The sequence below is a fragment of the Photobacterium obscurum genome, assembly GCF_026191635.1.
Classification (GTDB): Bacteria; Pseudomonadota; Gammaproteobacteria; order Enterobacterales; family Vibrionaceae; genus Photobacterium; species Photobacterium obscurum.
The window spans coordinates 1-12,551 of sequence record NZ_JAKRRW010000035.1 but is presented as its reverse complement, the minus strand read 5'-3'; the positions used below and the strand labels follow the sequence as shown (position 1 = coordinate 12,551).

18 protein-coding genes and 1 pseudogene are annotated in these 12,551 nt (G+C 42.2%); 5 read left to right on the top strand and 14 right to left on the bottom strand.

What is annotated here, in order from left to right:
• Positions 1–193: 193 nt before the first annotated feature.
• The 7 genes from MD588_RS24760 to MD588_RS24730 all read right to left on the bottom strand — a co-directional run bounded on the left by MD588_RS24760 (position 194) and on the right by MD588_RS24730 (position 5,297).
• Complete coding sequence (locus tag MD588_RS24760) at positions 194–1,702, bottom strand: peptide MFS transporter (protein WP_265700582.1); 1,509 nt, start codon at positions 1,700–1,702, stop codon at positions 194–196.
• Between the two features lie 364 nt (positions 1,703–2,066).
• Positions 2,067–2,561 carry a GNAT family N-acetyltransferase gene (locus MD588_RS24755; RefSeq protein ID WP_265700580.1) on the bottom strand — a complete coding sequence of 165 codons (495 nt, stop codon included), beginning with the start codon at positions 2,559–2,561 and terminating at the stop codon, positions 2,067–2,069.
• Positions 2,562–2,637: 76 nt separating this feature from the next.
• Positions 2,638–3,066, bottom strand: coding sequence for a VOC family protein (locus MD588_RS24750; RefSeq protein ID WP_265700579.1), 429 nt, complete (start codon positions 3,064–3,066; stop codon positions 2,638–2,640).
• An 11-nt stretch (positions 3,067–3,077) separates the two neighbouring features.
• Positions 3,078–3,431: a tRNA-binding protein gene (locus MD588_RS24745; RefSeq protein ID WP_265700578.1), complete on the bottom strand. Its 354-nt coding sequence runs from the start codon at positions 3,429–3,431 to the stop codon at positions 3,078–3,080.
• 209 nt (positions 3,432–3,640) lie between these two features.
• On the bottom strand, positions 3,641–4,339 hold the full coding sequence (locus MD588_RS24740) for a class I SAM-dependent DNA methyltransferase (RefSeq protein ID WP_265700576.1): 699 nt from the start codon (positions 4,337–4,339) through the stop codon (positions 3,641–3,643).
• Between the two features lie 260 nt (positions 4,340–4,599).
• Positions 4,600–4,974: a hypothetical protein gene (locus MD588_RS24735; RefSeq protein ID WP_265700575.1), complete on the bottom strand. Its 375-nt coding sequence runs from the start codon at positions 4,972–4,974 to the stop codon at positions 4,600–4,602.
• 14 nt (positions 4,975–4,988) lie between these two features.
• Entirely contained in the window at positions 4,989–5,297 is a 309-nt protein-coding gene (locus tag MD588_RS24730) for a monooxygenase (RefSeq protein WP_265700574.1), read from the bottom strand.
• A gap of 150 nt (positions 5,298–5,447) precedes the next feature.
• Here MD588_RS24730 and MD588_RS24725 point away from each other — a divergent pair, with 150 nt between their 5' ends.
• Positions 5,448–6,353, top strand: a complete 906-nt coding sequence (locus tag MD588_RS24725; protein ID WP_265700572.1) for a LysR family transcriptional regulator — start codon at positions 5,448–5,450, stop codon at positions 6,351–6,353.
• Positions 6,354–6,355: 2 nt separating this feature from the next.
• On the opposite strand, the gene MD588_RS24720 is transcribed toward MD588_RS24725, so the two are convergent.
• Positions 6,356–7,165, bottom strand: a complete 810-nt coding sequence (locus MD588_RS24720; RefSeq protein WP_265700571.1) for a hypothetical protein — start codon at positions 7,163–7,165, stop codon at positions 6,356–6,358.
• A 133-nt stretch (positions 7,166–7,298) separates the two neighbouring features.
• Here MD588_RS24720 and MD588_RS24715 point away from each other — a divergent pair, with 133 nt between their 5' ends.
• The 4 genes from MD588_RS24715 to MD588_RS24700 all read left to right on the top strand — a co-directional run bounded on the left by MD588_RS24715 (position 7,299) and on the right by MD588_RS24700 (position 9,158).
• Positions 7,299–7,520 (top strand): hypothetical protein, encoded by a 222-nt coding sequence (locus tag MD588_RS24715; RefSeq protein ID WP_265700570.1) that lies wholly within the window; start codon positions 7,299–7,301, stop codon positions 7,518–7,520.
• 189 nt (positions 7,521–7,709) lie between these two features.
• Positions 7,710–8,216: a GNAT family N-acetyltransferase gene (locus MD588_RS24710; protein ID WP_265700568.1), complete on the top strand. Its 507-nt coding sequence runs from the start codon at positions 7,710–7,712 to the stop codon at positions 8,214–8,216.
• A 157-nt stretch (positions 8,217–8,373) separates the two neighbouring features.
• Positions 8,374–8,598, top strand: a complete 225-nt coding sequence (locus tag MD588_RS24705; RefSeq protein ID WP_265700567.1) for a hypothetical protein — start codon at positions 8,374–8,376, stop codon at positions 8,596–8,598.
• Between the two features lie 188 nt (positions 8,599–8,786).
• Complete coding sequence (locus MD588_RS24700) at positions 8,787–9,158, top strand: hypothetical protein (RefSeq protein WP_265700566.1); 372 nt, start codon at positions 8,787–8,789, stop codon at positions 9,156–9,158.
• Between the two features lie 100 nt (positions 9,159–9,258).
• On the opposite strand, the gene MD588_RS24695 is transcribed toward MD588_RS24700, so the two are convergent.
• From MD588_RS24695 to MD588_RS24665, 6 genes and pseudogenes are all read right to left on the bottom strand, one after another.
• On the bottom strand, positions 9,259–9,768 hold the full coding sequence (locus MD588_RS24695) for a GNAT family N-acetyltransferase (protein ID WP_265700565.1): 510 nt from the start codon (positions 9,766–9,768) through the stop codon (positions 9,259–9,261).
• A gap of 192 nt (positions 9,769–9,960) precedes the next feature.
• Entirely contained in the window at positions 9,961–10,371 is a 411-nt protein-coding gene (locus MD588_RS24690) for a hypothetical protein (RefSeq protein ID WP_265700564.1), read from the bottom strand.
• 86 nt (positions 10,372–10,457) lie between these two features.
• Positions 10,458–10,535: a hypothetical protein gene (locus MD588_RS24685; protein ID WP_265700611.1), complete on the bottom strand. Its 78-nt coding sequence runs from the start codon at positions 10,533–10,535 to the stop codon at positions 10,458–10,460.
• Positions 10,536–10,570: 35 nt separating this feature from the next.
• Positions 10,571–10,780 carry an aldo/keto reductase gene (locus MD588_RS24680; RefSeq protein ID WP_265700562.1) on the bottom strand — a complete coding sequence of 70 codons (210 nt, stop codon included), beginning with the start codon at positions 10,778–10,780 and terminating at the stop codon, positions 10,571–10,573.
• 155 nt (positions 10,781–10,935) lie between these two features.
• Entirely contained in the window at positions 10,936–11,421 is a 486-nt protein-coding gene (locus MD588_RS24675) for a VOC family protein (protein WP_265700560.1), read from the bottom strand.
• A gap of 448 nt (positions 11,422–11,869) precedes the next feature.
• Positions 11,870–12,462, bottom strand: a pseudogene (locus MD588_RS24665) (tyrosine-type recombinase/integrase); the annotation flags it as partial.
• Positions 12,463–12,551 lie beyond the last annotated feature (89 nt).

Here is a 12,551-nt window from a genome sequence, read left to right as displayed (position 1 = left end):
ATCATTCTAAATCATATAGTTATACACAACCTCATTCAGCCCTCCAATAAAATAACATCACATTCCCGTTACAAATAAATCAAAACAGAATAATATTCACAGAGAATAACCATTGGGAATTTGAAGATACAAAAACGCCAGCCGATTGGCTGGCGTTACTTATTCCCAAGTTACTTGAGTATATTTTTAGCGATTAATGATCGGTTGCCATATCCTGCTCTGAAGATTGCTTCTCCAGTTCCTCACCACGACGGATCAGTTTTGCGATAACTCTAGAAAGTACCAGGGTCACAAAAGCCATTACCACGGCTAAAGCTGCTAGGTTATAGAAATAACTTGCATAGACACCTTCGATAATTTCAGGCGTTAGTACCTGATCTTTCGGCAAAGCTATTTTTGTCGAAATGACAGCAGCCAAAATACCACTTAATGACAAGGCCACAGCTCGTAATCCCATTGAAAAAGCAGATAGATAACGCGGCACCATTTCAAAAATGAAACCTGCACCCAGTGCCCCGACAATTAACTCAGCAAAGGACTGGAAAAAATTCACCCACAATATCCAGTCAGCGGCAATCTTACCATCTTCGCCGACAAAGCCCGTTGATAACCCCAATAACGCAAATGAGATCGCAGTAAGAATAAATGCCGCCACAAACTTGGTCGGAATCGTTGGTGAGTAGCCTTTCTTTTCCAGCCAGTTATAAATGAAAATAACGGGGCCACCCAGTACAAAGCACCATAGTGGATTAAATGCCACATTGGATTCTGGACGAATCGGAATAAAACCCATAAGCTCGCTACCCATCAAATTGATAGCGTAGATATTCATCGATGTCAGCATTTGACCGTAATAGAAGTAAAAGACCATAAAGATGAATATCATGATTAAAACACAACACATCTTATATCTATACGCGATGGTTGCTCTCGTGATCTCAAAAATGAAATACAAAATAACGCACACGCCTAGCGCGTAGAGTAGATACTTCCCTTGCTCTAAGTTAGCAAAAATCCAATAAACCAACCTAAGCATTATCGCAGAGCCAACAATGAAACCGGCCCATACTTTCAAACTCACTGGGCGCTTATCTAAATCATTACCAGCTGCAATCAAACGCTTTCTAAATGTAAAGAATAGAACCAGGGTTAGCATCATCAAAAAGGCGGAGATGAAGAAGTTACCTTGGTAAGCAAGATATGCCACCAAGAACGGGAAAAAATATTGCGACAAAAACGAACCCAGGTTGTTGATCGAATAGTTAATCGTTAAACCCTGCTGGAAAGCCTCGCGGTTTGTTGCGGAATATGAATTACCAAACAATACAGTCGGACAAGTTGCCGATAAACCCCGCGCATAGCCAATTAATGCAATAGAAAACACACTCAGAGGAATATTGACCTGTAACGCCCCAATTCCGAGCATGAAGAAACCGATAGTGTAAGCGGTATAACCAATATAGACCGCCCTAAACGAGCCTATATACCGGTCAGCAACAAAACCACCAACAGCTGAAAATACGGGGCCAACAGCACCGAATGCACCCAACATCATGATGGTGTCTGCTTCGCTATAATTTAGCTCAAACAGAAAAAACTTCGTTAATAATACGTATGTACCATAAAATGCGGCTCCCCACAGAAATTGCCTGAGGATTAATACTCTAGCCGTGAATGGAAACCTAGCGTTTGCGTCTTGCATACTATACTCCTTCAACATTATGCACCAAGAAAACTATCACGCTGAAGAGTATAATTTTATGATCAAGGTTGCGTTATTTAACAAATTGCATAAGAAGGAAACATTTTTTTACGGTTATGAGATCCACATGTGAAACCTGTGTAATACAATAGAGGTGCGGCATCAGAAACAACGAATTTAATCGTTAAAAATCATGAACTTAAAAACAATCTAGGGGAAGGCGGTTTACAACAACAGTTCAAACTAAAACGGTCGAGTGACTTTAGTCAACATAATGCGTTTGCAGGCAGCGAGATTAGCGAAAGCATAATCCCTTAATAATTTGGCATTGTTTGCATAACGTTCGTTACCGCAGGCCAATGTATTACATAGGTTCTAATTGATACCTGAATACTTCCCTATCCTCTTCTTCGTCATACGCTCTACTGAGGTAAATTGACTGGCAGCTCTCAATCACTTTTTTAGATGCCAAATTAGAAACATCACAAGTTACAATCACTTTATCTTCGAGCGCATGGTGTTGAACCCAAGATAACATGAACTTTGCCACGCCCTTTCCTCTTGCTGTTGGCTTCGTTTCATAACCAACATGCCCTATTACTTGCTCAAGGTACTCATTAGTTCCGTGCCTTAGTCTTATCGCACCCAAGACTTCGTTACCTGAAAGACAGAAATAGGTTGTTGTCGGCAACCAGCCATCAGGTACGTTTTCTCCTCGCGACTGTGCGATAACGCTTTCCAAATACTGCCTCGGATCCTCAAGGGCTGATGCATACCTGTCTATGCCGCCATCAAAGCATTCAAGCAAATACGCCTTATACGGTGCCAAATATTTCATATTAGCGGCTACAACTTTCATTGATTAACCCCCTAATAACGGACGGGTAGACAGATCCCTGCTTACTGCTTTAAATACTGTTTAATACCAATCTGGATCAGTCGATAACTAAACTGCCATCCTCATTGAAATCCCAACAATCTCCGTAAGCGACTTCCCATAGGTAACCATCAGGATCTGTAAAGTATCCACTGTAACCGCCCCAGAAAACGTCTTGTGCGGATTTCACGATTTTTCCACCAGCGCTCAGGGCAAGTTGCAAAATAGCATCGACTTCAGATTTCTCTTTTGTATTGTGAGCCAACGTAATACCGGAGAATTCAGGACGAGGGGGCGTGAAGCCGGGCGATACGTCTTTTGCTAACTCATCGAAGGGATATAAGGCTAAACACACTCCGTTGGTTTTGAAAAAGATAATGCCTGACTCAGGCTTCCTAGAGGTTGGAAAGCCTAACGACGTATAAAATTGATACGATTTTTCGAGGTCGGAGACACCCAAAGTAATGATGCTGATTCTTGGTTCCATTTGACTCTTCCCTACCCCGCACGGCAGCCGTTAGGCAGCTCTTTTTCAGGCACCGCCAAACAAGGTATCTGTTTGTCTTCATACCCAATATCGAACAACATACCTTGCGATAATTCGCCAGCCATTTTTCTTTCCGGAAGGTTCACCACAAACAAAGCTTGCTTGCCGGTGATCTCTGTTGGGTCTTCGCGCTCTTGCTTAATCCCTGCCAAAATTGAACGGGTATGGTCACCAAAATCAACCGTTAGCTTCATTAACTTATCGGACTTTGCCACCTCAGTGACCGCTGTGATAGTACCAACTCGGATATCAATTTTATCTAAGTCATCCATAGAGATAAGTTCTTTTATAGGCGCATGCTTCATCTTCTATTCCTAATATATTGGGATACAACGACAAGCGATAACCGCGGCGTATCCATCCACATATGACAAACTCAACATACTCGCCAAACATAATAACGAATACCGTTACTCCGCCCACAAAAACCAACATAAATGACTCGTATGCCTAACTTTTCTGACAATAATTAAGAGGAGCAACTCTCCCCTGTGTCATTATTATTCTCTGCTGATTATTTATGGCATTTAATAAATATAAAGTTGGGGTTTCTAGAGAGGTATTCATATGTCTCTGGTGATTCCGTTTTCACTGACTCAGACACTTGGCCTTCGGATAATTGTGTCACAGATAATCCACTTGCTGTGATGGCATCCATAATTTCAGTTAAAGAGCGGCGATAGTAGCTAACTTCGACCGGCTTACCAATGGTATTCCATACATCTTGCACTAACTCAGTTTCAAAATAGTTTCCGGATTTCGAACACTCAAAATCCGTAAAAGGGTGATGGGTTGAAAAAGCAAAATATCCACCAGTTTTCAAAACACGGCTGATGTCTTTAAACAGAGGCGTTAAGTTTTCTATGTAATGGATAACAAGCGGACATATCACGACATCGAAGCTCTCTGAACTCTCGTCAGGCAGACCAATAGAAAGATCCTGTGCATAGGCTTTCACCCTTTCCCCAAACTTCCTTTTGACCAGCTCGACCATTTCCTGAGAATAATCAACACAAGTGATCTTCGATGCGCCGTTGTTGATTAGAAACTCGGCGTAAACACCCGAGCCACAACCTAAATCAAGGACATTAGCCCCGGAAAGCTCGCTTAGCATTGACTGTAAGGTAGGCCGTTCAAGTTGGGCATTGTAGATATTATCTTGTACAGCGGCGTCATACTTTTCAGCATGGGTTGAATACAGTTCTGATTTCATCTTTTCACCTAAATTATTCCACTAGCTCGGTAGCTATTGCATGCCCTTACAGCAGAATAACAGATCAGCCCCAACTGAAACTATTGCATCATAACAACAATTTAAAATACACGATCCCGTTCATAATTCGCCCTGCCAACCGCTTTTCATCACCACATTGAACATCACAATTTTTCTACATAATAACGATAGGGTAGCCTGCAAAAAAAAAGGCGACTGCCTGTGCAGTCGCCATACCTTTGGATTACCAACAGCTGAGCTTAGCCTGTTTTTTTAAGTTGAACATAGCTAAGCGCAGTAAGCAGTGCAAAAAATGCAGGATCACTCCAGCCAAAACCAACGAATATCCCTTTAACACCGGCATATAGTGTAATTATTAGGCCAAGTATGTTGGTCAGCATCAGCCCCAGGAACAGCTTTCTTAATACTTCGCTATCTTCTATATCTCTAAATAGGAAACTGATCGCAGCTATCCCACCCAGAAATATACTATTGTGCTGCGACAAGAAGTAAGCATATTGATCATTAACTTGTACACCGTACATCGGCCACATCAAGCCGGGTAAAAAGAACAGTGCAAAAGCAAAAACGCCGTAAATGGCACCGTGCATTGATAGGAATGTCCTGTTTTTCATACTCTTTCCCCCCATTACTGGGCTATTGGCGCCTTGTTAATCAATGACAGACTATCGTTAATATCAAATACAATTCCCCTCACGTCAGAAATACCCATTTTTTCCAGACGAGCAGTGTGCATTTGCAGATAAGCCAAAGCCGTTTCTTCACTTTCAAACAGATAAACGCCACCACCTAATTGATCTTTTTCGCTTTCAGTCCATATTTTCCAAATCAATCCCGGCTCTTGATTAATTGACTCAGCCAGATCCTTCAGCATGACTGACATTTCTTCACCGAATGGGCCTTGAAACTTAAAATCTACCTGCAATAGCTTACGCATGATTAATTGCTCCGTTTTTAGCATTGGATAATGATTCGCGAGTATGCCCTCAAACCTGAACTCTCTCGTCGATATGTGCAATAATCATATCTATAAAAAATAGACATTAAAGTTCAATATTTCGCGCATTACTGTGGAAAAAATCGACCGATGAGACTCAAAAGCACACTAGATCAATGGCTCACCTTGCATGAGATTGATCGTTCGGGAAGTATTCAAGCTGCGGCGACCCAATTAAACAAAAGCCATACAACGCTAATCTATGCCATCAAGAAACTGGAAGATCAGTTAGGCATATCGTTAGTACGCATCAAGGGGCGAAGAGCGGTACTGACTGACGACGGTAAATCGTTGCTACGCAGGGCCAACTCAATGTTAGAGCAAGCTCATGAACTTGAAGTGCTCAGTGCGCAACTGTCGCAGGGAATAGAGTCTGAAATAACGGTATCTATTGACCATTTGGCCTGTCGGGACTGGGTATATCAACCGATGGCCGAGTTCTTTTCACAAAACAAAAGCACATCGGTACAAATCATTGAAACCTCCCTTTCGAGTACAACAGAAGCTGTCCTTTCGGGAAAATCAGATATTGCTCTGATTAACTTTCCAATCACCAACCACCCTGCCGAAGTGTTTGGCGTGGTCACAATGGTTCCCGTGGTCGCCAAGAATCATCCGCTAGCAACCAAAACGAACTTGTGCCTTGGAGACCTAACAACAGAAACGCAAATTGTAATCCGTGACCTAGGCGCAGATCAGAGCCAAGATAAACAAAATGTCGGGTGGCTAAAATCGCAGCAACGCCTAACTGTCGATAATTTTGACCATGCCTGGCAAGCCGTTACAGCAGGGCTGGGTTTCTCTCGCCTGCCCGAACACATGATAGAAGAAATGAATTGCGATGACATTGTGCGGCTATCTATCGAAGGCGCCAATCGCTACCAAGTGCCAATTCATATTACTTTACCCAAAGGAGCTAAAACCGGGCCGGCGGCTCGCAGCCTATATGATCTAATGGTTGCCGAAGGGAATAAGCGACTTGGTAAGCACCAGTAGGTTCAATCATTACTATCAAACAAGCGTTTCTTCAGCTTATTATTTAAGTATTTAGCTAACGATATAAAGATATTTCCGAACGCGAGTGGGACAAGGGTTAGCAGGCCATTTCCATAAATATATCCGGGGTTTGTCTCAATATACAATTTTACAACCGGGTGCGGATGATTCTGCCAAAATGCTCTATCTTCGACTGACTCCTTGGTTACCCATCCTACCTTTCTGGCTAGCTCATCCTGCTTCTCGACCGGTTCAATGTTGAAAACCTTTGCCAATTCCAACATCAAGTCTTTTATTAACGGCGGAGTTGGTGTGTCTGCTCGAGGATAGTATTTACTAAAGTATCGAGAAAACATATACAGCACAGAGGGGTGAACAAAAGAACCCAGATAATAAATTTCACTGAAAGGATGCCTTATTCGATACTTAATGGCTTCGTTAAAAGCAAACCACAGCGTTTGGCTTCTTCCACGGTATGATCTTAAGATCCCAGCCTCAGCTCTAAATATAACCAAAGAACGACCAAATACCTTCTTGTTAAAACGATGAACCGAGCAATAACCCACCCACTCGTTCAAACTATTTTTATACACTCGAATACGGGTCCAATCAGCTGGTGAATCAACCACATATGAAACAAAATCTGCTCTTTCGACACCATCAAAAATTTGTGAATGGAGCCGATACAGAGAATCAACAAAGTGCTCTTTTTCTGTGGTTGACAAGCTCGCCGGATCAATTAAATCAGAGCCTCTGATTATATCTGGTATCAGAGTGATATCCCGCTCCCTTTTAGTTGGTTGATTCAGCACAGCTAACTATCCTATCTGATCCAAGAACTCATCATTGAAGTACTCATAAGCATAGTCTTGCCCTTGCTAGCAAACAAGGCAGCTACCATTGGCTATACTGATGCAAGCAGCCATTCACAGGGGAGATAGCTGTATGAGCACTGAACTTGACACCTTGCTACCTGAACTCAAAGAATTCTCTGTTCCCGATGTGCAGTTCAAAGTAATTGATCCACTATTACTTCCGGAGCAAACACGCAAAGCCTTTGATGCATTCACTGCAGACTCAGCGGCACCCGCGGCATTTTGTGCCTACAGTCATGACTATGCTCGTTTTTGCAAACTGGTGCGCCAAGGTGATATCGACTTAGGATAGAATCTCGTTGACTAACGCAAAGCTGATTAACGTAGGTAAAGGTCACAAAGCGTGGCCTTTTTTCATTGAACCTTAAACATATGACGAGATAACGACTAAGACAAAATTAATCGCTGTCACTTAACAATTGTAAATGACCTCGTATTTCCGGTGCTTTACATTACGGTCAATTCAACGAGGAGAATAATAATGCTGCACTGGAAAGTGACTGATTTTGCTTCATTAACGGTTTTTGAACTGTACGATTTACTTAAGCTGCGTGTTGATGTTTTCATCACAGAGCAAAATTGCCCTTATAGTGATCTGGATGACAAAGACACTGCTCCCAATACTCTTCATGTACTTGGCTATCGTGATGATAAGCTGGTCGCGTATAGCCGGATTTTACCGCCAGGACTTGGTTATCCCCATGAAGTCCATGATCAAATCCCTGCCGATGCCAACGATATTGCCATTGGTCGTGTTGTCACCAATCACACATACCGAGGTCAAGGATTAGGCCATCAGCTAATGGCATTCAGTGTTAAAACAGCAAAAGAAAAATGGCCAAACAAGTCGATATTCATATCCGCCCAAGCACACCTTGCTCAATACTACGGCCAATACGGATTTGTGACAGCCACTCAACCCTACGATGAAGACGGTATCCCAATGTTAGGATTAATCCGGTCGCCTATTATGGAAAAAGTCGTCTAGAACTAGCCGCCCAGTATCTTTTTTATATTGAACAATTGATAGCGTTCGCTCTGAAAAAAAGGCTTGCGACATATTCAATCTCGCATTGAGTTGCATTAAAAATCTTGCCTGAAGTTCAATATCTTCAGTTAGTACGTCCACAAACAAAGAGGTCACAATGAAAGGAACAACATTAAGAAAATTATTGAGAGCAATCCACTTCATCAGTGCTGCATTAGTGGGGAGTTACATTTATTCCCCTTGGAGCTCAAATCTGTTATTTGAAACCATTATTATGTGGGGAGCTGTTCCTATACTCACTCTTTCGGGGCTAGCCATGTGGAAACAAGGGGTGCTTATGAATTGGATTCGTTGGAAGCCCAAAACCATCGAATCTTCGTGACGAAATATTTAGTCATGATTGGATAAACACGCAATCTGAAGATGCTGGGTTGATTACATACCAAAATATCATACTATAGCCAATACAATGTATTACCTCACATTAGCGCTAAAGTTGATGCCGAAACATGAGCTAGCGCGTAAACTTGAGCCAATGATTAAATCCCAGCTATAACAGGAGACTCAGTAATGACTCATGAAACTAAAACAATGAAAGTACCTGTAGCTATCGCCGATAGAGTGCAGGCTTTGATTGATGCCTATGAAGCCAAAGAGAAATTCAATGCTGAGCGTAAGGTAGTAGTGAACAACCTACTTTCCATGGATAGTCTTGGTTGTGAGATGGCTGTTTATAGTTTGCCTCAAGGTGAGTTACTAGACACTCTCAGGTTTGTGTATGAACTATCCGGTACTAACAGCAAGTTCGTCAAAAACATCCTTACACAGTCCAGAGAGAATCCAAAGAAGGTCTTATCCGACTCCCAGAGAGCATCAGCAAAGAGTCTGTTATTTAATCTGCTCAATGAACCTTCGGTCATTTCAGCCATGAAGGAAATTTAGTAGTGCCACTGCATATGTGCGCTGGCATGCTATGCAGGAAGAAAAAAAGCACCTGAGCTATCAGGTGCCTCTTAGTAAAATGCTTTGTATGGAGTTGCTCTTACTGTGCGCACAATAGCTTTTCAATAAGAACTTCATCAACGTAGATACCACCAATTTTCGCGTGTTTCTTAGCTGTACCAACAATCTCAAACCCCTGATTTAAATAGGCGCCTAAAGCTCGTTCATTATCGCTACGCACGTAAGCAAACAACTTTTCATAACCCTTGCTTTTCGCAACTTCAAAAGTAGATTGAAATAACTGTTTAGATACACCTTGTCCGCGACTATCGCTATCGACAAACGTCCCTATAATACCAACATGGTCAAAGGCTTTAGTATACGTCGCAAATGGCTCTACATTTTGGAAACCAATAGCTCTAGAACTTTCAGAGTTTATAGCTACAGTAAAAACACCTCGTTCGGGGAACTGTTTAATAAACTCTTTCTCCTCGTCTACGGTGAATGTTGTATCTAATACGGTGTATAGGCCTTCAACAATGATTGGGTTAAGGATATCTGTGATACCTTGAGCATCGTCTATGGTTACTTGTCGTACGACTAAACTCATGCAACTGCACTCCTATTTTATCTAGGTGTGCTTTTTTACAGGAATTGAATATTCTCGGCAACTGCTAACGCCGCGTTAAGGTGTAACCTTCGCCACCGCCTAACGTAATCCATTGTGCCATAAACACAATCCGAACCGCCCAGCGTTGGGAATCACCCTTGAACGCCTTGTATGCGAATTTTCCAACGATATTCAATCGGTATCTCGCACTACACTTTCAACCAAAACCCCTGAAACAAACTTTAGAGTTACTGCCTTTGTGTATTTGAGTTGGAAACCCAATTCTACGTTACAATCAATCAGTTCACCTTGAGGTAATTCAAACTCCCCTGTAAACCAATTTGCAACTAAAGGTTCCCCATCTACGAGCCGGTACTTTCCTTCAAGCTGAGCCAAGAATAATTGCTGTTCTCTTATTTCCCATGTCGCTATATAATTGCGCCAACAAGCAGTTGAAAGGTAAAGCCCGCTTGAATCTAGGCTAGCAAGTTCTGTCTTACTTAGCTCTTCAATCCTAGGGGCATCAACAGGAATACCCAAACAAACTGGCATCTGATATTCACAATCTAGGTACTTACAGCTATCTTTAATTTGTTCGGTCATATTTTGAACCTACCAGCCCCATAACGCCGTATTAAGAGGCGAAACACGCTACGCTCCCTGAGCTAAGCCATTGTGACATAATCACTTCAACTAAACTGTGATGCCAAGCCGCCCGGCCAATGAATCAGCGTAAGATCGACATACTCAGTTTTCAACTTTCCCAAACTCTCTTTTAAGCTTGGAATAAGCTTTTCTTTGCTTAATCTATCAACCAAAATTTAGTGCTAATAAACAGCATCTTACGCTCTACACCACTTTCTTGAATCGCTTGGCCCACCTCGGCTTCATTATCATAGATTTGCGCGGTATCCACAGCGCGATAACCAAGTTCTAGCGCATTTTTCACCGAGTTAATGACAGATTCACCTTGTAAGCGAAAGGTACCCACAGCAAAATTTGGAATACTCATACTTTCTCCGAATGCATCGTTTTAATTAGGCTATCGCCTGTTTTATTACTTATTTTGGGGAGTGATAAGATTTTTCAGCGCAAATCACTAACCTTTAAGGTAGCACCCAACAAAAAGGTTGACTCTAGAGCCAACCTTTTTGATTTAGTTTCTATTTACTCGTAGTCAGAAGCGTATGTTTCTTCGTATGTGTGCGAGTAAAGTTCGAATAGGTTTCCGAATGGGTCTTCTAGGTAGACCATTTTCGCTGGTTTGCTATCGTCTTCAGGGTGGTAACGCATGATGTCCATACGTACTTTACCGCCGAATTTTTCAGTGCGTTCAATCACGCCTTCAAAGTCGTCAGTTTGCAGACAGAAGTGGAAAATACCAAGGCGAGAGAAGTCAACTTCGTGGCGCTCTTGGCGCTCTTTCATTTCAAATAGTTCAACGCCAATACCATCTGTAGTAACCAGATGAGCAATATTGAAACCTTTGAAACCTTCACCAAATACCGCAATACACATGCGGCCGATGGCAGTTTCACGCTCTTCAACGACCTTGGTGTTGTTCATGACGATTTTTAAACCTAGAGCCTGAGTATAGAACTCAACCGCTTTGTCCATATCGCCAACCATGATACCTACGTGATTCATTTTCATAATGGCTCCAAATGCCGTTAACTGTTTCGTTGTCTTGTTTCGATGGAGAGAGTATATGGAGCACTTTGAATTATTTAAAATTATCAATAATTATAAAGATGATAATTTTTCGTTATCACTAGAGCACCATGTCAGCGAGTGTTATAACTTTAATCTTAAAGGTTTCACTCGCCCCAAGTGTGACGAACATAAAAGGGTCGTATTTCTTCGAAGGAATAAATCTACTTAATATGCATCCTGGAGCCTCAGGTACCCATAATCAGGTACTGAAGTGACATAGTTAATTTGGCCACCTGATAAGAGGTGATATCATCGCCTCAATACATAACAGGTGACACAATGACTAAAAGCACAAGACGTACTTTCGACCCAGAATTTAAACTTGAAGCCGCCCAACTGGTTGTTGACCAAGGCTACACCATTCGAGCAGCCTGAATTGCCACCTCTCGCAGCCGGTTTGCTCTGATAGCCTCAGGGCGTCCTCCAACTCAACGTCAAGGTAACGAATAGTGTTATCTAACTTAAAATGACCCAACAAGGGTTGCACAGCCCTGATGTTCTTTGTCCTAGCGTAGATTAATGTGGCTTTAGTGCAACGCATGGAATGCGTTCCATAATAATCTGCATTCAACCCCAGTTTGCTTGCCCAATTCCTGATAATTGAACGATAAAACGAGTAGCTTATAGGTTGCCCCTTTCGACTGGCACTTGGAAAAAGGTAACTGCTTGCTTCTAGAGATACTGAAAAAATCCATCGACTGATAACTTGCTGCGTTCTGGGCGTGATCTCGTAATGAACATCAGTACCAGTTTTCTGCTGGACGCATTGCACCCTCTCATAAATCACTCCTAGAGATGAAACATCGTATACATGAAGTTTTAGTAAATCGCTGGATCTCAATTTACTATCAATGGCCAGATTAAGTAGCGCAAACTGCATCAGTCATTTTCAAGTTCTAATCGAGTTCTGATTCGCCCGATTTCTTCTAGTTTAAATGGCCTTTTTATGCCGCTACATGCCCCTGATGATTGCTTCCTCATGTTGACCTCCTATCGTGTATAATTGGCCAACTAGGATTTTAGGAAAGCTAGCATGACGTCCTAGCCAGGACAGTCATGGACAGAACTGC

Bases quoted from the DNA above. Each gene is read 5' to 3' on its own strand.
- MD588_RS24745 (WP_265700578.1), bottom strand. From the start codon at position 3,431: ATGAAGCATGCGCCTATAAAAGAACTTATCTCTATGGATGACTTAGAT.
- MD588_RS24690 (WP_265700564.1), bottom strand. From the start codon at position 10,371: ATGACCGAACAAATTAAAGATAGCTGTAAGTACCTAGATTGTGAATAT.
- MD588_RS24695 (WP_265700565.1), bottom strand. From the start codon at position 9,768: ATGAGTTTAGTCGTACGACAAGTAACCATAGACGATGCTCAAGGTATC.
- MD588_RS24680 (WP_265700562.1), bottom strand. From the start codon at position 10,780: ATGAGTATTCCAAATTTTGCTGTGGGTACCTTTCGCTTACAAGGTGAA.
- MD588_RS24760 (WP_265700582.1), bottom strand. From the start codon at position 1,702: ATGCAAGACGCAAACGCTAGGTTTCCATTCACGGCTAGAGTATTAATC.
- MD588_RS24700 (WP_265700566.1), top strand. From the start codon at position 8,787: ATGACTCATGAAACTAAAACAATGAAAGTACCTGTAGCTATCGCCGAT.
- MD588_RS24740 (WP_265700576.1), bottom strand. From the start codon at position 4,339: ATGAAATCAGAACTGTATTCAACCCATGCTGAAAAGTATGACGCCGCT.
- MD588_RS24730 (WP_265700574.1), bottom strand. From the start codon at position 5,297: ATGCGTAAGCTATTGCAGGTAGATTTTAAGTTTCAAGGCCCATTCGGT.
- MD588_RS24710 (WP_265700568.1), top strand. From the start codon at position 7,710: ATGCTGCACTGGAAAGTGACTGATTTTGCTTCATTAACGGTTTTTGAA.
- MD588_RS24675 (WP_265700560.1), bottom strand. From the start codon at position 11,421: ATGAAAATGAATCACGTAGGTATCATGGTTGGCGATATGGACAAAGCG.
- MD588_RS24705 (WP_265700567.1), top strand. From the start codon at position 8,374: ATGAAAGGAACAACATTAAGAAAATTATTGAGAGCAATCCACTTCATC.
- MD588_RS24750 (WP_265700579.1), bottom strand. From the start codon at position 3,066: ATGGAACCAAGAATCAGCATCATTACTTTGGGTGTCTCCGACCTCGAA.
- MD588_RS24755 (WP_265700580.1), bottom strand. From the start codon at position 2,561: ATGAAAGTTGTAGCCGCTAATATGAAATATTTGGCACCGTATAAGGCG.
- MD588_RS24735 (WP_265700575.1), bottom strand. From the start codon at position 4,974: ATGAAAAACAGGACATTCCTATCAATGCACGGTGCCATTTACGGCGTT.
- MD588_RS24725 (WP_265700572.1), top strand. From the start codon at position 5,448: ATGAGACTCAAAAGCACACTAGATCAATGGCTCACCTTGCATGAGATT.
- MD588_RS24715 (WP_265700570.1), top strand. From the start codon at position 7,299: ATGAGCACTGAACTTGACACCTTGCTACCTGAACTCAAAGAATTCTCT.